Below are 21,988 nucleotides of genomic sequence, written 5' to 3' on the forward strand. Positions count from 1 at the left end.
GTTATGGTTGCACCCCAGGCATGGAATCACGATAATAGCGCTCCTTTTTTAGCCTATGGCATGGAATTATTACAGGACAATGAAAGTTCCTGCTAAATATTGGGCTTTGAAAGATGCAGAGAAAGCAAATTACTCCTAACCAATAAAGGTAATAGTTGTGAACCGACCTAAGCCGGACGATTATTTCAAAGACTGGAAACAGCGTGAAGCCTTGGCTGAAGGCATGATTCCTGTGATCGGCAAGCTCAATCGTGAGCGTAACGTGGGCATCTATATTTATGGACGCTCTCTGGTTAACCGCTCCGTAATCGACATTATGAAGTCCCATCGCTTCGTACGTCAGGTTGAAGAGAATGAACTGTCTGAATTCGAGACAGCCCCAATTCTGGATATCCTGAGCCAGCTGGATCTTGGTCCTGCCCATATTGATCTGGGCAAGATGGCTGTTAAGTACATGAAAGAGGGCAATGGCGGTTCTCTGGAAGATTTCGTTAAGGCTGAAGTTGCTGACCTGATCAGCGCCGAAGACAAGCCTCTGGCAGAGCCTCAGGATGTTGTACTGTACGGTTTTGGTCGTATTGGTCGTTTGGTTGCCCGTCTGCTGGTTGAAAAGGCCGGCTCCGGTGATGTGCTCAATCTGCGCGCCATTGTTGTGCGTAAAGGCAAGAGCGCCAATGACCTGGTTAAGCGTGCCAGCCTGCTGCGTCGTGATTCTGTACACGGCTCCTTTAAAGGTACTATTCGCGTTGATGAAGAAAACAACGTGCTGGTACTTAACGGTGTAGAAGTGAAGATCATCTACGCCAACTCCCCATCAGAAGTCGATTACACCGAATACGGCATCAATAACGCCATTGTTGTTGATAACACCGGTGTATGGCGTGACGAAGATGGCCTGGGTCAGCACATTGCCTGTAAAGGTGCCAGCAAGGTTATCCTGACTGCGCCTGGTAAGGGTGATATCAAGAACATTGTTTACGGTATTAACAATGGCGATATCAATGCTGACGACAAGATCCTGTCTGCTGCATCCTGTACCACCAACGCTATCGTACCTGTACTGAAGGCGATGATGGACGAGTACGGTGTAAACCACGGTCACGTTGAGACTGTTCACGCTTACACCAATGACCAGAACCTGATTGATAACTATCACAAAGGTGATCGCCGTGGCCGTAGTGCGCCACTGAACATGGTTCTGACCGAGACCGGTGCTGCGAAAGCTGTTGCCAAGGCGCTGCCTGAGCTGAAAGGTAAGCTGACCGGTAACGCTATCCGTGTTCCTACGCCAAACGTATCCATGGCCATTCTGAACCTGCAATTGGGTAAAGAAACCACCGCTGAAGAGTTGAACGCCTATATGCGTGATGCGGCTCTGTACTCTCCGTTACAGCAGCAAATCGACTTCACTAACTCTCCAGAAGTTGTTTCCAGCGACTTTGTTGGTTCTCGTCATGCCTGTGTGTTCGATGCCAAGGCTACCATCGTTGATGGTAACAGCGCTGTGCTCTACTGCTGGTACGATAATGAGTTTGGCTACAGCTGCCAGGTAGTTCGCTGTCTGGAAGATATGGCTGGCGTAAATTACAACATTTACCCCAAGGGCTAAGCTAAACTGATCAAATAAAGATCAGTTTAAACGGCTGCAAAAAACCCGCCTACCTCAAATAGGCGGGTTTTTTTATGCCTATAGGGTGGTAGTACGCTAACACCTTGAGTTTATTACACTTTTGCCATCAAATTTGACCGAAAATGTCATTTTGCTCTGGCATGTGAGGTTACAGATCTCTATAATTGCGCCGGTTTAATTTACGGGAGCTATGCTTCCGCATTTTGTTGTGTTTGGCGCTTGCTTGATCGATCTGTACCGGGTCTGTGAGCGCGCCCTCGTTGCCTTTTAGTCTGAGGTGTAGCGGGTCGCGGTAAGGTGTGAAAGCAGAGCTTCTTTAGGCAAGTGCAATTCAAAGTGTGTCGTCTACACTTGAAGGTGTTCTGGAAAGGCTTTTGGGGCCAAATCAACCCCGAAAACACCCTTTTTCACCTCAGTTGATGCGTTTTGGGTTGTGCTTGGCTGATAACAATATCTAGGTAGCACAACTGGTTTCCCGCTTACCGGCTAAGGTTCCCAGGCGTGCGCCTCACTTATATCCAACGAGTGATTAGGCAGAGACGTATGATTAAGATTCGTCGGGGATTGGATCTACCCATATCCGGAGCGCCTGAACAGACCATTTATGATGGTCCGTCAATTCGCTCTGTCGCAGTCATCGGTTTCGATTACCACGGTATGAAACCGACGATGGCCATCAAGGTCGGCGACAAAGTGAAGCTAGGTCAGCTTCTGTTCCAAGACAAAAAAACCGAAGGTGTTAAATACACCGCTCCAGCCGCAGGAACCATTGCCGCCATTAATCGTGGCGCCAAGCGTGTACTGCAATCTGTAGTAATTGATGTTGAAGGCGATGAAGCCGAGTCATTTGCTCAATACGATGCCGATAAGCTGGCATCCCTGACCGAAGAGCAGGTTAAAGACAACCTGGTAAACTCCGGTCTGTGGACTGCACTGCGTACCCGTCCTTACAGTAAGGTTCCGGCTCCAGCATCTACACCGAATTCAATCTTTGTAACAGCGATGGATACCAATCCATTGGCTGCCAATCCTGAACTGATCATTCGTGAACAACGTGACGACTTCGTAAACGGTTTGACCGTATTGTCGAAGCTGACCTCCGGTCAGGTCTACGTGTGTAAAGCCGAAGGCGCTGATGTCTTCACCGGCAATAACAGCCGTGTGAGCTCTGAAGAGTTTGGCGGTGTTCACCCAGCCGGTAACGCCGGCACTCATATCCATAATTTGGATCCCGTGAGTGCTACCAAGACTGTTTGGACCATCGGTTACCAGGACGTTATCGCTGTTGGTAAGCTGTTTACCACCGGTCAACTGCCTACCGAGCGTGTTATCTCTCTGGCGGGCCCTCAAGTTGAGCAGCCACGTCTGGTTCGCACCCGTGTGGGCGCCAGCCTGGAAGAACTGACTGCGGGTCAGCTCAAAGGTGGCAATAACCGTGTTATTTCCGGTTCCGTGTTTGGCGGTCGTACCGCTAACGGTGCTGTTGCCTTCCTGGGTCGTTACCACCAGCAAATCAGTGTGCTGGAAGAGGGGACAGATCGTCCATTCCTGCATTACTTGCGTGCGGGCTTCAATATGTTCTCGACCATGGGCATTTATATTTCCAGCCTGTTTGGTAAGAAAGAATACGATTTCACTACCACAACAATGGGTAGTGAGCGTGCCATGGTGCCAGTAGGTAACTACGAGCGCATTATGCCACTGGATATTCTGCCAACGCAGTTACTCCGTGCATTGATTGTGGGTGATACTGATACGGCGCAAAAACTGGGTGCTTTGGAGCTGGATGAAGAAGATCTGGCACTGTGTACTTTTGTTTGTGCGGGTAAGTATGAATATGGCCCAATTCTGCGCGACAACTTAACTCGTATTGAGAAGGAGGGTTAAGCCGTGTTACGCAAGTTCCTCGATGATATCGAACCACATTTTCACAAAGGTGGTAAATTCGAAAGCTGGTATGCGCTCTACGAAGCCATTGATACCGGTTTATTCCGCCCGAATGATGTAACCAAAACCACTTCTCACGTACGTGACGGCATCGACCTGAAACGTATGATGATCACTGTGTGGATGTGTACTTTCCCGGCCATGTTCTACGGCATGTACAACCTGGGTTGGCAAGCCAACACGGCGATGGCCGATTTGGGCATTGCTGCGGTTGAAGGCTGGCGCGGTGGCTTAATTGAGCTGTTTGCCGGTTACGATGCTAACAGCGTCTGGGACAACTTCTGGCACGGTGCTGCTTACTTCTTGCCAATCTACCTGACGGTATTTGCGGTAGGTGGTTTCTGGGAAGTGCTGTTCGCCATGAAGCGTGGCCACGAAGTTAACGAAGGTTTCTTTGTCACTTCTGTGCTGTTCGCCCTGATTTGTCCTCCTGATGTTCCTCTGTGGCAAGCTGCCCTGGGTATTTCCTTTGGTGTTGTGATTGCTAAAGAAGTCTTCGGTGGTACCGGTAAGAACTTCCTAAACCCTGCACTGGCTGGTCGTGCCTTCCTGTTCTTCGCTTACCCGGCTGAAATGTCTGGTGATGCGGTATGGACCTCTGTTGATGGTTACACCGGTGCAACTGCACTGTCTGTTGCCTACAGCGGTGGTATGGACGCCCTGCAGAGCCAAATGACCTGGATGGATGCTTTCTTCGGTAAGATGCAAGGCTCAATTGGTGAGACCTCTACTCTGGCTATTTTGCTGGGTGGTGCGGTACTGCTGGTAATGAAGATTGCTTCCTGGCGTATTGTTGCCGGCGTTATGCTGGGCATGATTGTCACCTCTCTGCTGTTTAACACCTTTGGTGATGCAACCAGCAACCCAATGATGGCTATGCCTTGGACCTGGCACCTGGTAGTCGGTGGCTTCGCCTTCGGTATGATCTTCATGGCGACCGACCCTGTTTCTGCATCCATGACCAATACCGGTAAGTGGTACTTCGGTGCGCTGATCGGCTTTATGGTGGTGATTATTCGTGTGGTAAACCCAGCCTTCCCGGAAGGTATGATGCTGGCGATTCTGTTCGCCAACCTGTTTGCCCCGCTGATCGACCACTTCGTGGTGCAAAAGAACATCAAGCGGAGGTTGGCACGTGGCTAATAACGATACTATCAAGAAGACCGTAACGGTTACTTTGCTGCTGTGTGTTGTTTGCTCGGTGATCGTATCGACCGCCGCTGTAATGCTGAAACCAGCGCAAATCGCAAACAAGTCTCTCGACTTTAAACGCAACATTCTGGCTGCTGCTGGCTTGCTGGAAGAGGGTGTTGCTGTTGAAGAGCAATTCCAGGCTATTACCACCAAGCTGGTTGACCTGGATTCCGGTAAATACACCGATGCTTCTGCTATCGGTGGTGACCTGGAGCGTTATGACCAAAACAAAGCTGCTAAAGATCCTAAGCTGTCCACCTCGTTAACTGGCGAGCAAGACATTGCCAAGATCTCTAACCGTGAGAATTTCTCCAAGGTATACCTGGTTGAAGAAAACGGCGAGCTGAAGAAGGTTATTCTGCCGATCAAAGGTTATGGCCTGTGGTCTACTCTGTACGGTTTCCTGGCGCTGGATGCTGATACCAACACTGTTGTGGGTATGGGCTTCTACCAACACGCTGAGACTCCAGGACTGGGTGGCGAGGTTGATAATCCGGCCTGGAAAGCACTGTGGCCTGGTAAGCAAATTTTCGCTGCAGACGGTTCTGTCGCTATTGAAGTTACCAAAGGTCCTGCACCTGTCGGTGATATTCACAAAGTTGACGGTTTGTCCGGTGCCACCCTGACAGGTAAGGGTGTCGATAACCTAGTTAAATTCTGGGTGGGTAAAGATGGTTTTGGCCCATACCTGGAAAATCTGAAGAAAGGGGAGGCTTAATCGATGAAAATCAAAGAGCTTCTGTTTAAACCGGTTTTCGAAAATAACCCTATTGCTCTGCAGATCCTCGGTATCTGTTCAGCTCTGGCGGTAACCAGTTCTTTGAATGTGACCTTGGTTATGTGTGTAGCACTGACCGCGGTATGTGCATTCTCGAACCTTTTCGTATCTCTGGTTCGCAACCATATTCCAAACAACATCCGTATTATCGTACAGATGACCATTATTGCCTCGCTGGTAATCGTGGTTGATCAGGTGCTGAAAGCGGTTGCCTATGATGCTTCCAAGCAGCTGTCGGTATTCGTTGGCCTGATTATTACCAACTGTATCGTGATGGGTCGCGCTGAAGCCTTCGCCATGAAAAATGGCCCAGGCGTTAGCTTCCTTGACGGTATCGGTAACGGTCTGGGCTACAGTGCACTGCTGATCGCTCTGGCGGTTATCCGTGAGCTGTTCGGTTCCGGTACGCTGCTGGGCCTTGAGATTCTACCACTGGCCACTGAAGGCGGTTGGTACGTATCCAACGGCATGCTGTTGTTGCCACCTTCTGCGTTCTTCCTGATTGGTCTGATTATCTGGGGTCTGCGTACCTGGGATGAGAAGCAGGTGGAAGAAGAAGAGTTCAAGATCTGTCCTAACACCAAAGCGAAGGAGACTTAAGCGATGGAACATTATTTAAGTCTGTTTATCCGCGCCATTTTCATTGAGAACATGGCCCTGGCCTTCTTCCTGGGTATGTGTACATTCCTGGCGATCTCCAAGAAGGTTGAAGCAGCGGTAGGTTTGGGTATTGCTGTAGTTGTCGTACTGGCGATTACCGTGCCTGTTAACAACCTGCTGTACAACTACCTGTTGGCTGAAGGTGCGCTTGCTTGGGCTGGTTACCCCGAAGTCGATCTGAGCTTCCTGGGCTTGATCACCTACATCGGTGTAATTGCGGCAATGGTGCAAATCCTGGAAATGACCCTGGATAAGTTCTTCCCGGCTCTGTACAACGCTCTGGGTGTATTCCTGCCCCTGATTACTGTGAACTGCGCCATCATGGGTGCCTCTCTGTTCATGGTTGAGCGTGACTACGATCTGGCTGAGTCTGTAGTATTCGGTGTGGGTTCCGGTGTTGGCTGGGCCCTGGCGATTGCTGCTCTGGCGGGTATCCGTGAGAAGATGAAGTACAGTGACGTGCCTGCAGGTCTGCGTGGCCTGGGTATCACGTTCATTACCGTTGGTCTGATGTCCTTGGGCTTTATGTCCTTCGGCGGTATTGACCTGTAACCAGTAGGGTAGAGACGTATGGATATTACTATCGTATTAGGCGTTGTTATGTTCACCGGTATCGTGCTTGCACTGGTAGCGGTGATCCTCAGCGCACGTTCCAAGCTGGTAAACAGCGGCGACGTAAATATTGTAATTAACGGTGAGAAAACAATCACCGTTCCTGCCGGTGGCAAGCTGTTGCAAACCCTGGCGGCGGACGGTCTGTTCTTGCCATCAGCCTGTGGCGGTGGCGGTAGCTGCGCCCAGTGTAAATGTATCGTTGAGAGTGGCGGTGGCTCTATGCTGCCAACCGAAGAGTCTCACTTCACCAAGCGCGAAGCCAACGAAGGCTGGCGTCTGTCGTGTCAGGTTCCTGTTAAGCAGGACATGCACGTAGAAGTTGAAGATGACGTATTCGGTGTTAAGCAGTGGGAGTGTACTGTTGAGTCCAATCCTAATGTGGCCACCTTCATTAAAGAGCTGACCCTCAAACTGCCTGAAGGCGAAAACGTTGACTTCCGTGCAGGTGGTTACGTTCAGCTGGAAGCACCGGCTCATCATGTTAAGTTCGCCGATTTTGATATCGAAGAACAATATCGTGGTGACTGGGAGCACTTTGGCTTCTTTAAGCATGAATCAATCGTTACTGAACCGGTCATTCGTGCTTATTCCATGGCCAACTACCCGGAAGAGAAGGGTGTTGTTAAGTTCAATATTCGTATTGCAACTCCACCTCCAGGCTCTCAGGGTATTCCACCGGGTCAAATGTCTTCATTTGTATTTAATCTGAAGCCAGGTGACAAGATCACTGTTTACGGTCCGTTCGGTGAGTTCTTCGCCCGTGACACTGACAACGAGATGGTGTTTGTGGGCGGTGGTGCAGGTATGGCACCTATGCGTTCTCACATCTTCGACCAGCTCAAGCGTCTGAAGTCCAATCGCAAGATGTCTTTCTGGTACGGTGCACGTTCTTTGAAAGAGCTGTTCTATCAGGACGAGTACGACATGCTGGCTGCTGAGAACGAAAACTTCGACTGGCACGTTGCTATGTCTGATCCTCAGCCAGAAGATAACTGGGAAGGTCTGACCGGCTTTATTCACAACGTGCTGTACGATGAGTACCTGAAGGATCACCCAGCCCCGGAAGATTGTGAGTACTACATGTGTGGGCCTCCCATGATGAACGCGGCTGTGATCAAGATGTTGAAGGACCTCGGCGTAGAAGATGAAAATATTCTGCTCGATGACTTCGGGGGTTAATTCCCGGCTTCAACGTCCATCAAAAACGGGGTCTTTGACCTCGTTTTTGTTTTTGTGTGTCTCGCTTTTCTCTCTCGTATTAATTAATGGTTGTTCGTTTGAACCCAAGGTCATGCGCCTTCAGGGTGCAACTATGGGAACGACCTATCATATTACGCTGGTCAATCCGCCTTCCTATCTTGGCAAAGAAACGTTACAAGCTGATATCGATAAATTGCTGCTCGATATCAACCTGCAGATGTCGACCTATATCATCGATTCGGAGCTGATGCGCCTGAATCGCGCTGAGCTCAATAAGCCCATAAAGCTATCAGCTGAATTGCATGAGGTGTTGAAGTTAAGTCAGTCGGTCTACAAGCTTTCTGGTGGGGCGTTCGATATCAGTATTGGACCTTTGGTGGAACTCTGGGGATTCGGTACTAGTGAAGGGCAGGATGACTTACCCAGTGAAAACGTCATAGAGGAGGCGAAGAGTCGGCTGGGATCTGATAAACTACGACTCAATAGTCAGGCGCTTATTGCTATCAAGCAGGGTAATATGGCTCTTGATCTGTCAGCCGTAGCCAAAGGTTACGGGGTTGATCGGGTTGCGACATTACTTGAGGCAAACCGGGTGACTAACTACCTGGTGGAGATCGGCGGTGAGATACGTTTAGCCGGGATCAGCCCTCGTCAACAGGCCTGGCGAATTGGTATTGAGCATCCAAACGCGCTGGATTTGACTCAATCTGTGCAAAAGGCCATAAGCCTCACCGACATTGCTATTGCCACATCCGGCGATTACCGCAATTATTTCGAAGTGGATGGTAAACGCTATTCACACACTATAGATCCAAGGACCGGATGGCCGGTGACGCACGACACGGTATCAGTCACGGTATTGGACAAATCCTCGGCTCGAGCCGATGCATTGGCCACCGCTTTTAGCGTACTGGGTGCTGAGGCATCGCTACCCATTGCTAATGCCAATGGTATACCGGCATTTTTCCTGATAAAAAATGCTGAGGGATATCGAGAGGTATCCTCAATTGATTTCAAACCCTATCTTTAGCGGCTTATATTATCGCTAGGGGTAGACTAAAAGATGATGGCGCTTTTCAGTTAAAGCGTTACAGTTGACCGGTGTCCAAGGGGCATCAAGAGGTAGAAGTATGACTACGTTTATTTTTGCGTTTGTTGGCCTGTTAGTCATTATCGTGGCCATGTCAGTCGGTGTGCTTATGGGCCGCAAACCGATCAAAGGCTCCTGTGGCGGCGTTGGTGCTGCTTTACAAGAAAAGGATTACGTCTGTGATCTATGTGGCAACGACCCAAATAAATGTGAGGAAGAGCAAAACAAGGCTGCAGCCAAAGCGGCTGTTGCTGACCTGGCTTACGATGCGTCCAAAAAATAAAAATACCCCCAAGACTGCGTAACGCAGCTATCTAATCTAAAAAATGTCTCTGAAGGAGTAGCAGTACCAATGGCAGATTATAACTACGACCTATTAGTAATTGGTTCGGGACCAGCAGGTGAGGGTGCGGCCATGGCTGCAGCCAAAGCCGGGCAAAAGGTCGGGGTCGTAGAAAATCGTCAAATGGTCGGCGGTGGTTGTGCCCATAAAGGCACCATTCCTTCAAAATCTTTGCGTCACGCGGTAAAACAGGTTATTCGTTTTAACGGCAACAGCTTATTCCATGCACCGGGTGATGCACGTTGGTTATCTTTTCCTCGCGTCTTACAGTCAGCCAAGCAAGTGATTCCAAAGCAAGTGGATATGCATTCCAACTACTTTGCTCAAAACCGCATCCGTGTTCATATGGGCGAAGCCAGCTTTAAAGATGCCAACACCGTGCGGGTAAAACTCTCTGATGGCGCCTTTGAATCTATTCGGGCAAAGAACGTAGTTATTGCCACTGGTTCACGCCCTTATCATCCTGAAGATGTCGACTTTACCCATGCGCGTATTTACGACAGCGATGCCATTCTGGATATGGCTCATACACCACGCAGTCTGATTATTTACGGTGCCGGTGTGATTGGCTGTGAATACGCCTCTATTTTTGCAGGTTTGGGCGTAAAAGTAGACCTGATTAACAGTCGTGATCGCCTGTTGTCTTTCCTGGATGATGAGATCTCCGATGCACTGAGTTACCACCTGCGTGATGGTGGAGTAACGGTACGTCACTGTGAAGAGTATGAATCTGTCACTGCTGACGATCGAAGTGTAACTATCCACCTGAAATCCGGTAAGCGCCTGCGTGGCGATGCCTTGTTATGGTGTAACGGCCGTACCGGTAATACCGACGGATTAAACCTCGATAAAGTCGGTTTGCAAGCGGACCATCGTGGCCAGCTAAAGGTGTCGGAAAAATACCAAACCGAAATCGAAAATATCTACGCCGTAGGCGATGTGATTGGTTGGCCAAGTCTGGCCAGTGCCTCTTACGACCAGGGGCGCTCCGTTGCCCGCTTTATTGCAGGCTTAAGCAGTCGCTATGTAACCGATGCACCTACTGGCATCTACACGTTGCCTGAAATTAGCTCTATCGGTAAAACCGAAAGCGAGCTGACCGAAGCCAAAGTACCCTATGAAGTAGGCCGTGCTTTCTTTAAAAATACCGCGCGGGCACAAATCTCTGGTGAAGATGTCGGTATGCTGAAGCTGTTGTTCCATGTAGATACCCTGGAAATTTTGGGTATTCACTGTTTTGGCGCCGAGGCCTCCGAAATTATTCATATTGGCCAAGCCATTATGAAGCAGCCCGAAGAGGGTAATACCATCAAGTACTTTGTGCGTACTACCTTTAACTACCCAACGATGGCTGAAGCTTATCGGGTTGCTGCTCTGGATGGTTTGAACCGAGTCAATAGATTCTGATAAGGTGTCTTAATAGGCTATAACAAGGCTATTGCCTTAAGTCAGGCAGCACCAGAGTTCAGAATGAAGCAGATAGATATAATAAAAAGCTACCAGGATAAGCGTTGTCTTATAGTTGACGACATGCCGGCGGTCAGGGCCAACTTAAAGGATGCAATGAAGTCTTTTGGGTTTGGTGCAACTGATACGGCGGCGACCAGCAAGGATGCTATTAAGCTGTGCCAAACGCGTAGCTATGATTTGGTTATTTGTGATTACAACCTGGGGCCAGGGCAAGATGGCCAGCAGGTTCTGGAAGAGCTCCGATACCGCAAGCTGTTGCGTAACACCAGTCTGTTTGTGATGATCACCGCTGAAACATCACAGGATATGGTGCTCGGTGTGCTGGAATACCTTCCTGATGACTACCTCAGTAAACCTATTACCCCATCGGTTCTACAAAACCGACTCAGCAAAATCATCATACGTCATCTCGACCTGCTGCCCATTAAAGAAGCCATCGATGAAAGGGATTTGCTTAAAGCTATCGACTGTTGTCAGGACAAGCTCGATAGCGGCGGCCGGTATACTGGTCACTATCAGCGCATAAAAGCTGAATTGTTGTATCGCCTTGAGCGTCATGAGGAAGCCCAGGAAATCTATATAGAAAGCCTCAAACAGAACAAACCCGTCTGGGCTCAATTGGGGCTGGGTAAAAGTTATTTGGCGCAACAGCGCTATGATGAGGCAGAAGATACCTTTAAGGAGGTAGTTGCAACTGACAGGCGTTTTGTTGAGGCAAGTGATTTGCTGGCAGAGATCTATAAGATCAAAGGCCTATATAAACGTGCCCAAAAAGCCTTGGAAGATGCTATTGCTGCTTCCCCGAAATCTCCCCTGCGGCAACGGCGGCTCGCGACCATGGCTAAGCAAAATGGTGATACCGACATAGCCTTAAAAGCAAGAAAGTCGGCGCTTCAGGTCGGTGAGCATTCCTGTCATTACACGCCGCAGGATTATTTTGATATGTCTGCTGAGCTCCTGGAAGCTAAGGCTTCTTCAGATCAGGAACGCCAGAAACGTATAAAAGATGCTGAAATGTACCTTAAGCGTGCCGAGAAAAAGCATGTCGGCGACGAGGGTATAAAGGTGCAAACTCTGGCGGCCAGGTCGCGTTTGAAGCAGCAGTGTGGCAAAACAGAAGAGGCCGAAGCTTTATTGGAGCGTGCCAAAGAACAAGCAGCTAAAGCTAGTCCACCGCCTTTGGCTCAACTGGAGTTATCCCAGGCTATGGCCGCGTTGGGGGATAAGATCGGTGCAGATGATCTCCTTCTTAAGACGGCGTTAGCTAATAGTGACGATGCGGATATTACCAGCAGGGCGGACGCACTGGCTGATGAACCCATCAGTCAAAATGGCCGTAACATAGCCTCAAAGCTTACTAAGGAAGGTATTGAATCCTACGACAGTAAAGACTATGACAGGGCGTTAGAAGTGTTTAAGCAAGCAAGCGGTCTGTTTCCAAAGCATGTTGGCTTGCGGCTAAATATTGCACAGGTGGCGTTAGCCAAGGCGGCGTCTTCTGGCAATAGCGATGAGCTAAGGCAGGCCTATCAGGAAAATCTAGATGCAGTCAGCGGGCTTTCGGAAAGCCATGAAAAATTCCCACGTTACCAGCATCTGGTTACATTGGCAGAACAGCAGAAGCTTCAATGAAAAAAGCCTTAGTACTGGTTGATGTTCAAAACGTCTATTACACCACCAGGCAAGCATTTAACCGCCGTTTCGACTACAACAGGTTCTGGTCTGCAATCACTGCTGAGGCTGAAGTGGTCCACGCTTTTGCTTATGCCATTGATCGAGGCGATCAAAAGCAGCGCGAATTCCAAAATATTCTGCGGGCTATCGGCTTTGAGGTAAAGTTAAAACCCTTTATACAGCGCGCTGATGGCTCGGCGAAAGGTGATTGGGATGTCGGTATAACTGTGGACGCCTTGGAGTATTCTGGCGATGTTGATAAGGTGATTTTGGTTTCCGGTGATGGTGACTTCGATATCTTGGTTAGCACATTGCGTCAAAAGCATCGGCTAGAGGTGGATGTTTACGGGGTGCGTCAATTGACGGCGGATTCCTTAATCGATGCCGCCAGTCGCTATATACCCATAGAGGGGGAATTGCTTTTATAGCCTTTCCCATTCTGAGCCGATGTCTTTAAGGGCGGCCTTAACATCCTCCATGGCAGCTTTTACCTCCAGCGTATTACCCTTAACACCGAACTCTATCTTAGGCTGCTCGTGATGAATAATAGGCAAGCTAAAAGATTTTACGGCGGGGTAAGCTTTCTCTAGCTTTTCCATAATCGGGATAATGGCACTTTCATAGGTGTTTAGGACCATGACCGCCTGTTCGTCATATTGCGTATCGATCAGGTGGGGGTATTTGGTTTCCAGTACCCACTCCATCATTGGCCAGGCCATCTGTGGGAAGCCGGGCACAAAGTGATGATCACCTACACTGAAACCTGGGATGGTGTTTACCGGGTTAGGAATCAGGGTTGAGCCTTTGGGAAAGGTGATCATACGGTAGCGTTCTTCAGTAAGCTTGCGGTCATGCTGTTCACAGAAGGCTTTTAAGATCTCAATACCTTCAGGATGACGCTCAGTGTGGCTATCCAGGGCTGCGGCCACCGCCTCACGGGTTAAATCATCCGGGGTGCCACCAATTCCGCCTGTGCTAAAAACCAGATCGTTAGTTGCCAACGACTGTTTGTAGGTGTCTACCAGTAACTCGGGATCATCGCCTACTACGCGGGACCAGCTAAGCAATAGCCCGCGTTGCTTAAGCATATCTACAACATGAGGTAGATGTTTGTCTTGTCGACGCCCGCTTAAAATCTCGTCGCCTACAATGATCAATCCGATACGCATACAAAGGGTCCCGATTAACGATAAAGCCTGATTATACGTGGAAACAGGGTGTAGAGATCAATGCTAAAGCCTTTGTTCCGGGCATGTTACCGGGAGAATGGCAATGCGGTCAGTGTGGGTTTCCCCAGGATTGATACCAAAGCGACCAGCAAGTATGTCACAGACTTTTTCTGCGGTGGCGCGGTAGGTGGTTAACTTTCCACCAATTAGGGTGAGTACGCGTGGCTGCTGGCGGCGATCGGTATGAATAAGTGTTTCTCGTGAGCGTGTAAATATAGAGCTCTGCTCATTCGGCAATACTCGCAATCCACAATATTTACGGATGACTTTTGCATTTGGCCGCTTGGGAAAATAATGATTCAGTGTATTGCGCAGGTATTGGATTTCTTCTGGCAGGGGGTGAACCTGTTCAGGATGACCGTTATAAGCCGTCTCTGTGGTCCCCAGTAACAATTTGCCTTGCCAAGGCATGGCAAAGACCGCTCGACCATCTTCAGGGGATTCAAGGTAATAAATTCCCTGCTCAAGGTGATCATCAATCAGTAAATGGGTGCCTTGCACCAGCTCGATTTTAAGATGCGGTAATTCAGGCAGAAAGCGGTTTTGAAAATCCGCAGCCCAGGGACCGGTACAGTTAATTAAAGTTTTTGCATAAACCTTTGCTGCGATCGAGGAAACCCTTAACTCGCAGCCGTCTTCACCGAGTTTAATATCTTCAATATCAGCCGGCAAAGCGATATCCGCACCCATTTCTCTTGCAGAATTTAATACAGCAAGGGTAAGGGCTGCATCATCGGTTTGTGCATCATAATAGCGAAACACAGCCTGGAGGTTTTCGGTTTGCAATCCATCTAACTGCTGCCACTGAGATTTAGGTACTTTGCTGAAGACGCTGTTCTCACCGAGCCCATCGAGCCAGCGATAGAGTTGTAAACCGCAGTGAATTTGCCAGGCATGTCTAATGCTGTTGCGATAAATGGGAATATAAAAGGGTACCAGTTGGACAAGATCTGGGGCGAGTTTTAGCAACAGGTCTCGCTCATGAAGTGCCTCGCGCACAAGTCTAAATTGTCCACTTTCCAGATAACGTAAACCACCGTGAATTAGCTTCGATGACTGACTGCTGGTGCCTGCAGCCACGCCGGTATTTTCAACCACCAACACCTTTAAACCATGATGAGACAGGGCCTGGGCTACGCCGCTGCCCTGGATACCTGCACCGACGATAACTACATCATACTCAAGCATGTAGAGCCTCGTTGCATAGAAGTTGCTGGGCATTAAAACTGATCATATAGCTAGCCCCTTGCTGTTGCAGTTTTCTGGCTTGAGCAGCGTTTTCAACTTCATAAACCATCCATGACCATAAGCCAGGCCAGAGCTTGGTGTTTTCCGGGATTCGCTCGTGATTTATCACCAAATATTCGGGGTTAAGCTTTAGCAGGTTTAGTTGTTCGGCGCTGTCGTAGCGGCGGACATTGGCGCCGATAGAAACATGTCCCAGGTTTCGTGCCGTCGCGAGAAACGTTTGTGAGCGTGCTAATAATGTGTAACGAATCGATTTAGTCGTCAGTGGTGCTATTGCTTGTAGTACCCGATCAATACCCCAGTGATCTATGGAGTCATGTTTGATTTCGATATAAAGGTGAAGGTCGTTGTGTGATGAAAGGCTGTCGAGTAATGACCACAGGTTATCTAGTTTACTGATAGATGCCGAATTCGACGAGAAGATGGTGGTATTTATCCCGTGTGTGCGATTAAGATTCGGGTCGTGAAGCAGTACAGGGATACCATCGGCATCAATTTGTATATCAAACTCTATATGTTTAATGCCGCTCTGAATAGCAAGCTGAATCGCGTTGATGGTATTTTCCGGGGCGCTATTTATATCTCCACGGTGGGAGACAGCTATCAACTCTGTTTGTTGCTGGGGAATATAGTTAAATAATCCGTTTAACCATTGGTAATAATTTTCCTCTAGCGAATTTTCGCTTTGAGGCATGAAGGTGTTACTTTTGTTCGCTTGCCAGCTCTCGGGTTGGTCTGCTGTCAAATAGGCGGTACCGCGCAGGGTGGCGTGGGTATCTTTATAGCGTACAACGGGGCGCATACTTAGATCAGCTAAACGCTGACAGAGTTGGTCATACTGACTTAAGCCGCCGCTGACGATAAGCTGTCTTGCTGGCCCGAGGAGATTGTCTATAAGTTCCAGGTTTTGTCTTACTAGGTAGAGGGCGGAGTTTAACCAGCTGTTGATAGTTGCTGCTATAGAGGTTCCGCTTGATAAATTAGAGCTAATATTTTCCAGCCAGTAAGGAGATCCCAGGCCTGAAGCTGTCACTAATTGCCAGCTCCTATCCTTATTGGCACTAGAAGCCTCTGCTAAAGCCTCTTCGATTAGTGAGCTGGTTAAAGGTTGCTTGATGGCATCTTCCAGTTGCTTTTTGACAGCCAAGCCACTATGTATGCTGGCTTCAAATGCTTGCAAGGAACCATCGCTATCGCTGTAGCAGGGCGATTGCTGAAGCCCAAAGGTGTGTCGTTTACTATAAGACGCAACAGGGCGCTGAATAAAGATGCCCGTCCCCATATTGATATAAGCGCATTCCTTATGTGGCTTGCCTTCACTAAATAGTGCTGCCGACTGATCGCGATTAACGAGAATTATGGGGGCGTCGATTCCTTTAATAATGCCGTAATCAAAACGATTGGGGCTGGGACGGGGAAGGGCTTCAATAGGTATAGAAAATCTATCAAGCAGCTTTTTATTCCAGAATTGTTTTTCATGGTCCCAAAGTTGCGTGCGTGCTAGATGAGCAGGATTGCAGTAGGCGTGTTGAGAAGATGTAAGTTTCTGGGTCAAATAATTGGCCAAAGGGCCCATCTGTAATCGGTGCTTCTCATTAGCCTCAATGACGGCAGAAATATGCTTTAGGCACCAGCTAAATTTGCTGGCACCATAATGGGCGGATGGGTGCAGGCCTGTGATATGAAGCCATTCGTCATTGTTCAGAGAAGCCTGTTCTGCAATAGCTTTTCCCCGTGTGTCCTGCCAGCTGAGTACTGGAGAAAGTGGTTCAAGCGTATGTTTGTCCCAGCACAGCAGGGTTGCACCTTGGCAGGCCAGCCCACAGGAATTGATACTTATATTCTCCTGTTCGATATGGTTTTTAATGGCAGATAATAAGGCTTCAATTGCGCTGAGTATCTCACCGGCATGATGTTCGACCCGATCAGGGGATGGGTAGTAAGTAGGGTAGTGTGCCTGGAGTTCGTGGTATTTATAGCCCTTGGCATCGAACAGAGCACAGCGACAGCCCTGTCCACCGACATCTATGGCTAGATAACACGCTATTTTAGAAGGGTTTGGCATAGCCACACAGTTTGTTGATTGCTATATCCAGTTTAGCAGTCAAACACCGTGAGGCTAGTTTATGCCAGGGTGGAGTGGGCTGATCAGTTATAGCCCTTTGGCTTTTAGGACGGTAGTGACAATGGTTGCTACAACAGCGATAAACAGTAGTGTAAATATAATGCCGGCGGCGATGTAGGGGCCTATATGGCCATGCTTAAAATCTCGTTCGCGGTTTTTGTTACTTTGTACGCCAAATGCAGCAGCCAGGGTTGATATAACGATATGCCAAAAGCTTGGCTTACTGTCGTCTGTGTCGTGATTCTCTACGGGTGGTTCTGAAATATTTTGCGGTTTCATAATGTCCCCCTTGTCTACTTAAGCATACAGGAGAGTTTAACGATGCAGCAAACTTCACGCGAATATAAAAACGGCCCGCAAGCGGGCCGAAGAGAGAGAGCAGCATTAAATGCTGGAGAGTAATTTCAGTGTAGCAGGTAATTTTAGATTAGCGACTTGAAAGCAGGGTGCCGTTTGGATCAGTTTGTGTCATGCGTTCTTTTGCCTGCTTGTAGGCTTTCGTTGCCTCATTCAGGCGTGCATAACAGTTGCGACGTGTAACCCCCTGTGCTTTGGCGCAACTCGCTCGTAAATCGCGATAATTATCAATTATTTCTTTTGACGTTAGTGGTGTTTGGTTAGCTAATGCTGACGGGGTAAAACCACCAAGGAAGAAACTGATGCCTAATGCCAGAAACGAGCGTAAGAATTTGGGTTGTGTGTTCACGGATTGTCTCCTTATCCTGTGAAAGGGTAAGGAAAGTATTAGCGCAGATTGAAACAATTGGAGCGGTATCAAATGCCAATCGTTGAAACTGTGAAGCGGTTGGTTAGTGCTGTGTGAATGCTTATAACTGAAGTAGGGGATGTAGGTCACTAACAACCTTGCGATTGTTAGTGACGCTTCTCTATTTAGTTGTCGTAACCCAGTACCGGCTGCAGCCAGCGCTCAAGAGTTTGTATGTCCATGCCTTTACGCTCTGACAGGGATTCAACCTGATCCTTCTGAATTTTGCCGGTGGCAAAGTAGGTGGACTCTGGGTGAGAGAAATACCAACCGCTCACAGCCGCTGCCGGTAGCATGGCGTAGTGTTCAGTCAGGGTTACACCTGTGGCTGTGGTGGCATCGAGTAATTTAAACAGGGTTTCCTTTTCTGTGTGATCCGGGCAGGCTGGATAGCCTGGGGCCGGGCGAATACCGCTGTACTTCTCTTTGATCAGCGCCTCGTTGTCCAGGCTTTCGTCCTTGTTGTAACCCCAGAATTCCTTACGTACACGTTCATGCATATGTTCGGCAAAGGCCTCAGCCAAGCGGTCGGCCAGGGCTTTTACCATAATGCTGTTGTAGTCGTCACCGGCCTCTTCGTATTGCTTGGCGAGTTCCTCAGCACCGATACCTGCAGTTACCACAAAGCCGCCAACATAGTCGGTTTTACCACTATCCTTTGGTGCGACAAAGTCCGCCAGTGAGTAGTTGGGCTTAACATTGCCAGGCTTTTGGGTTTGCTGGCGAATATGATGCAGGGTAGCCAGCTGCTGATTGTTGTCGTCGTAAACAGCAATATCATCGGCATTGACTTGATTGGCTGGCCAGAAGCCCAGAACGGCTGAAGCCTTCAGAAGCTTTTCATCGATCAGCTTTTTCAGCATAGCCTGGGCATCATTAAACAGGCTGGTTGCTGCTTCACCGACAACTTCATCGTTGAGAATTCTCGGGTATTTACCCGCCAAATCCCAAGTAATAAAAAACGGCGTCCAGTCAATATAATCGACCAAGCTCTCCAGTGGGTAATCGTCTAATACCCGGGTTCCGGTAAAGGCCGGTGCAGGGGGAGTGTAATTCTCCCAATCCGCTTTAAAGCCGTGGCTAATAGCTTCCTGGTAAGTACGTTGAGTGCCGCGGGCTTTACGGCCAGCGTTACGCTCACGAACCTTAACGTATTCTGCTTGCGTATCGGCAACAAAACCCGGACGCAGCTCATCTGACAAGAAGCTGGTGGCTACACCAACAGCACGGGAGGCATCCGCTACATAAGCAACCTGGTTGATATTAAGGTTCGGATCGATTTTAACCGCAGTGTGAGCTTTAGAGGTGGTTGCACCACCAATAATCAGGGGTTTATCGATACCTTGGCGTTCCATTTCTTTTGCGACGGTCACCATTTCATCGAGGGATGGTGTAATCAGGCCGGACAGACCGATAATGTCACAGTTTTCTTCTTGGGCAACCTGCAAAATTTTCTCGCAGGGCACCATCACCCCAAGGTCTACAACCTCAAAGTTATTACACTGCAGCACAACGCCCACGATATTTTTACCAATATCATGTACATCACCTTTAACGGTGGCCATCAGAATCTTACCGTTGGATTCTGCACCTTCAGTTTTTTCATCTTCAATATACGGTTGCAGGTGAGCAACAGCCTGTTTCATAACGCGGGCAGACTTAACAACCTGGGGCAGGAACATTTTACCGGCGCCAAACAGGTCGCCAACCACATTCATACCGTCCATCAGCGGGCCTTCGATTACATCCAGCGGACGGGTAGATTCAAGACGGGCTGCTTCGGTATCTTCAACAATAAAGTTGGAAATACCTTTAACCAGGGCATGCTCAAGACGCTTTTTAACCGGCCAGCTGCGCCATTCCAGATCTTCTTTTTTCTCAGCGCTGGAACCATCGCCGCGATATTTATCGGCAATCTCCAGCAGCGCTTCGGTGGCGCCATCGTTTTTGTTGAGAATAACGTCTTCGACTTTGTCTTTCAGTTCGGCAGGCAGGTCATCGTAAACCGCCAGTTGGCCGGCGTTGACAATGCCCATATTTAAGCCAGCTTTAATGGCGTAATAGAGGAACACCGAGTGAATCGCTTCACGAACCGGATTGTTGCCGCGGAAAGAGAAGGACACGTTGGACACGCCACCGGATACACCTGCGTGAGGCAGGTTCTCACGAATCCAGCGAGTGGCCTCAATAAAGTCAACGGCGTAGTTGTTGTGTTCGTCGATACCTGTGGCCACAGCAAAGATATTAGGGTCAAAAATAATATCCGCCGGGTTAAAGCCCACCTTATCTACCAGTACGCGATAAGAGCGCTCACAGATTTCAATCTTACGCTGCTGTGTGTCGGCTTGGCCGCTTTCGTCAAAGGCCATCACCACAACGGCAGCGCCGTAACGCATACAGAGTTTGGCCTTTTCAATAAACTCTTCTTCGCCTTCTTTCAGGCTAATGGAGTTAACGACAGCTTTACCCTGAATGCATTTAAGGCCGGCCTCAATCACTTCCCACTTGGAGGAGTCAACCATAATGGGGACACGGGCAATATCTGGCTCACCGGCAATCAGATTACAGAAGCGCACCATGGCGGCCTCAGCATCCAGCATGCCTTCATCCATATTGATATCGATAATCTGGGCGCCGTTTTCGACCTGTTCTTGTGCAACTTCAAGTGCGGTAGCGTAATCTTCTTCAACGATCAGGCGTTTAAAACGTGCTGACCCGGTAACGTTACAGCGCTCACCGACGTTGACGAACAGGGAGTCCTTGGTGATATTGAAAGGTTCCAGCCCGGACAGGCGGCATGCTGGTTCAATATCAGGAATTGGACGAGGGGAATGGTTGGTCATGGCTTTGGCGATAGCCTGAATGTGGCCAGGCGTAGTACCACAGCAACCGCCAATAATGTTCAGGAAACCGCTGCTGGCGAATTCTTCAACCACTTCGACCATCTCTTCTGGGGTTTCGTCGTATTCACCAAACTCATTAGGCAGGCCAGCGTTGGGGTGGGCTGATACATGGCAGTTGGCAACACGAGACAGCTCCTGCACATACTGACGCAGTTCTTTTGCGCCCAGTGCACAGTTAAGACCAATGGATAGGGGCTTGGCGTGCGCCAGTGAGTTGTAGAATGCCTCTGTGGTTTGGCCCGACAAGGTGCGGCCGGAAGCGTCAGTAATGGTGCCTGAAATCATAATGGGCAGTTCGACACCTTCACGTTCGAAATACTCCTGTACGGCAAAGATAGCTGCTTTGGCATTCAGGGTATCGAAGATGGTTTCGATCAGAATAATGTCGGCACCACCTTTTACCAGTCCATCACAGGCCTCGATATAGTTTTCCACCAGCTGGTCAAAGGTAACATTACGGGCGCCTGGGTCATTTACGTCCGGAGAGATAGAGCAGGTACGGCTGGTTGGTCCAATGACACCTGCCACAAAACGCGGTTTTTCGGGCGTTTTGGCGGTCATGGCATCAGCCGCTTCACGGGCTACTCGGGCAGCAGCAACATTAATTTCGTGAGCCAGGGACTCCATCTCGTAGTCGGCCATTGAAACCTGGGTAGCGTTAAAGCTGTTGGTTTCAATAATGTCAGCACCGGCTTCCAGATAGGCGGTGTGAATCCCCTTAATAATGTCTGGCTGCGTAATCGACAGCAGGTCGTTATTACCCGCAATATCCATATGATATTCAGCAAATCGCTCGCCGCGGTAATCGGCCTCCTGGAGTTTGTGGCCCTGGATCAAGGTGCCCATACCACCATCAAGAATCAGGATGCGTTCTTTGATGGCCTGGTGCAGGGCGGCTATGCGAGCGTTGCGATCTGTCATGGTGAACTCAGTCTTTCAGTGCAAATAAGTTTGGCGAACTATATCAAAATATTTTGATATAGGTTTGGAAAAGTTCGAAATTCTAACAGAAATAATGGGTTAGGGGTATGAGAATCATAGGAGTAATGGGGCTATTATCCAGTAACCTTGCTTACTGCATGGTTTTTATGGCGAGAGCTTTGCCGTAAAATATCC

Annotated in this window: 18 protein-coding genes; 12 read left to right on the forward strand and 6 right to left on the reverse strand. The window is 49.0% G+C overall.

Features of this window, described 5'->3' with window-relative positions; genetic code table 11:
* Window positions 1–223: 223 nt before the first annotated feature.
* The 12 genes from ACGHZ6_RS11485 to ACGHZ6_RS11540 all read left to right on the forward strand — a co-directional run bounded on the left by ACGHZ6_RS11485 (window position 224) and on the right by ACGHZ6_RS11540 (window position 13,029).
* A complete protein-coding gene (locus ACGHZ6_RS11485) occupies window positions 224–1,609 on the forward strand; it encodes a glyceraldehyde-3-phosphate dehydrogenase (RefSeq protein ID WP_390619162.1) in 1,386 nt (461 codons plus the stop codon).
* A gap of 564 nt (window positions 1,610–2,173) precedes the next feature.
* Window positions 2,174–3,517, forward strand: coding sequence for a Na(+)-translocating NADH-quinone reductase subunit A (locus tag ACGHZ6_RS11490; protein ID WP_390619003.1), 1,344 nt, complete (start codon window positions 2,174–2,176; stop codon window positions 3,515–3,517).
* 3 nt (window positions 3,518–3,520) lie between these two features.
* Entirely contained in the window at window positions 3,521–4,720 is a 1,200-nt protein-coding gene (locus tag ACGHZ6_RS11495) for an NADH:ubiquinone reductase (Na(+)-transporting) subunit B (RefSeq protein WP_390619004.1), read from the forward strand.
* On the forward strand, window positions 4,713–5,489 hold the full coding sequence (locus ACGHZ6_RS11500) for a Na(+)-translocating NADH-quinone reductase subunit C (RefSeq protein WP_390619005.1): 777 nt from the start codon (window positions 4,713–4,715) through the stop codon (window positions 5,487–5,489). Before ACGHZ6_RS11495 ends, ACGHZ6_RS11500 begins: the two co-directional genes overlap by 8 nt.
* A gap of 3 nt (window positions 5,490–5,492) precedes the next feature.
* Complete coding sequence (locus ACGHZ6_RS11505; protein ID WP_390619006.1) at window positions 5,493–6,149, forward strand: NADH:ubiquinone reductase (Na(+)-transporting) subunit D; 657 nt, start codon at window positions 5,493–5,495, stop codon at window positions 6,147–6,149.
* 3 nt (window positions 6,150–6,152) lie between these two features.
* The gene (gene nqrE, locus ACGHZ6_RS11510) at window positions 6,153–6,761 is read left to right on the forward strand and encodes an NADH:ubiquinone reductase (Na(+)-transporting) subunit E (RefSeq protein WP_390619007.1); all 609 of its coding nucleotides are present in this window, start codon (window positions 6,153–6,155) and stop codon (window positions 6,759–6,761) included.
* A gap of 18 nt (window positions 6,762–6,779) precedes the next feature.
* Entirely contained in the window at window positions 6,780–8,003 is a 1,224-nt protein-coding gene (nqrF, locus tag ACGHZ6_RS11515) for an NADH:ubiquinone reductase (Na(+)-transporting) subunit F (protein ID WP_390619008.1), read from the forward strand.
* Window positions 8,004–8,136: 133 nt separating this feature from the next.
* Window positions 8,137–9,054, forward strand: a complete 918-nt coding sequence (locus tag ACGHZ6_RS11520) for an FAD:protein FMN transferase (protein ID WP_390619009.1) — start codon at window positions 8,137–8,139, stop codon at window positions 9,052–9,054.
* 100 nt (window positions 9,055–9,154) lie between these two features.
* The gene (nqrM, locus tag ACGHZ6_RS11525; protein ID WP_390619011.1) at window positions 9,155–9,397 is read left to right on the forward strand and encodes a (Na+)-NQR maturation NqrM; all 243 of its coding nucleotides are present in this window, start codon (window positions 9,155–9,157) and stop codon (window positions 9,395–9,397) included.
* A gap of 69 nt (window positions 9,398–9,466) precedes the next feature.
* Complete coding sequence (sthA, locus tag ACGHZ6_RS11530) at window positions 9,467–10,864, forward strand: Si-specific NAD(P)(+) transhydrogenase (protein WP_390619012.1); 1,398 nt, start codon at window positions 9,467–9,469, stop codon at window positions 10,862–10,864.
* Between the two features lie 63 nt (window positions 10,865–10,927).
* Window positions 10,928–12,559, forward strand: coding sequence for a response regulator (locus tag ACGHZ6_RS11535; protein WP_390619013.1), 1,632 nt, complete (start codon window positions 10,928–10,930; stop codon window positions 12,557–12,559).
* Window positions 12,556–13,029 carry an NYN domain-containing protein gene (locus tag ACGHZ6_RS11540; RefSeq protein ID WP_390619014.1) on the forward strand — a complete coding sequence of 158 codons (474 nt, stop codon included), beginning with the start codon at window positions 12,556–12,558 and terminating at the stop codon, window positions 13,027–13,029. The genes ACGHZ6_RS11535 and ACGHZ6_RS11540 overlap by 4 nt, the downstream gene beginning before the upstream one ends.
* Here ACGHZ6_RS11540 and ACGHZ6_RS11545 read toward each other — a convergent pair.
* From ACGHZ6_RS11545 to metH, 6 genes are all read right to left on the reverse strand, one after another.
* Window positions 13,024–13,770 carry a competence/damage-inducible protein A gene (locus tag ACGHZ6_RS11545; protein WP_390619015.1) on the reverse strand — a complete coding sequence of 249 codons (747 nt, stop codon included), beginning with the start codon at window positions 13,768–13,770 and terminating at the stop codon, window positions 13,024–13,026. The two genes, ACGHZ6_RS11540 and ACGHZ6_RS11545, sit on opposite strands and share 6 nt — an antisense overlap.
* Before the next feature lie 63 nt (window positions 13,771–13,833).
* Window positions 13,834–15,018 (reverse strand): FAD-dependent oxidoreductase, encoded by a 1,185-nt coding sequence (locus tag ACGHZ6_RS11550; protein ID WP_390619016.1) that lies wholly within the window; start codon window positions 15,016–15,018, stop codon window positions 13,834–13,836.
* Window positions 15,011–17,143 (reverse strand): FGGY family carbohydrate kinase, encoded by a 2,133-nt coding sequence (locus ACGHZ6_RS11555; protein ID WP_390619017.1) that lies wholly within the window; start codon window positions 17,141–17,143, stop codon window positions 15,011–15,013. Before ACGHZ6_RS11555 ends, ACGHZ6_RS11550 begins: the two co-directional genes overlap by 8 nt.
* Before the next feature lie 87 nt (window positions 17,144–17,230).
* The gene (locus tag ACGHZ6_RS11560; RefSeq protein ID WP_390619018.1) at window positions 17,231–17,482 is read right to left on the reverse strand and encodes a DUF2970 domain-containing protein; all 252 of its coding nucleotides are present in this window, start codon (window positions 17,480–17,482) and stop codon (window positions 17,231–17,233) included.
* Between the two features lie 148 nt (window positions 17,483–17,630).
* A complete protein-coding gene (locus ACGHZ6_RS11565; protein ID WP_390619019.1) occupies window positions 17,631–17,909 on the reverse strand; it encodes a hypothetical protein in 279 nt (92 codons plus the stop codon).
* A gap of 185 nt (window positions 17,910–18,094) precedes the next feature.
* Window positions 18,095–21,793 (reverse strand): methionine synthase, encoded by a 3,699-nt coding sequence (gene metH / locus ACGHZ6_RS11570; protein ID WP_390619020.1) that lies wholly within the window; start codon window positions 21,791–21,793, stop codon window positions 18,095–18,097.
* Between the last annotated feature and the right edge of the window lie 195 nt (window positions 21,794–21,988).

Origin of the sequence: Maricurvus nonylphenolicus, from assembly GCF_042854845.1 — a bacterium.
In the GTDB taxonomy this organism is placed as follows: Bacteria; Pseudomonadota; Gammaproteobacteria; order Pseudomonadales; family Cellvibrionaceae; genus Maricurvus; species Maricurvus nonylphenolicus.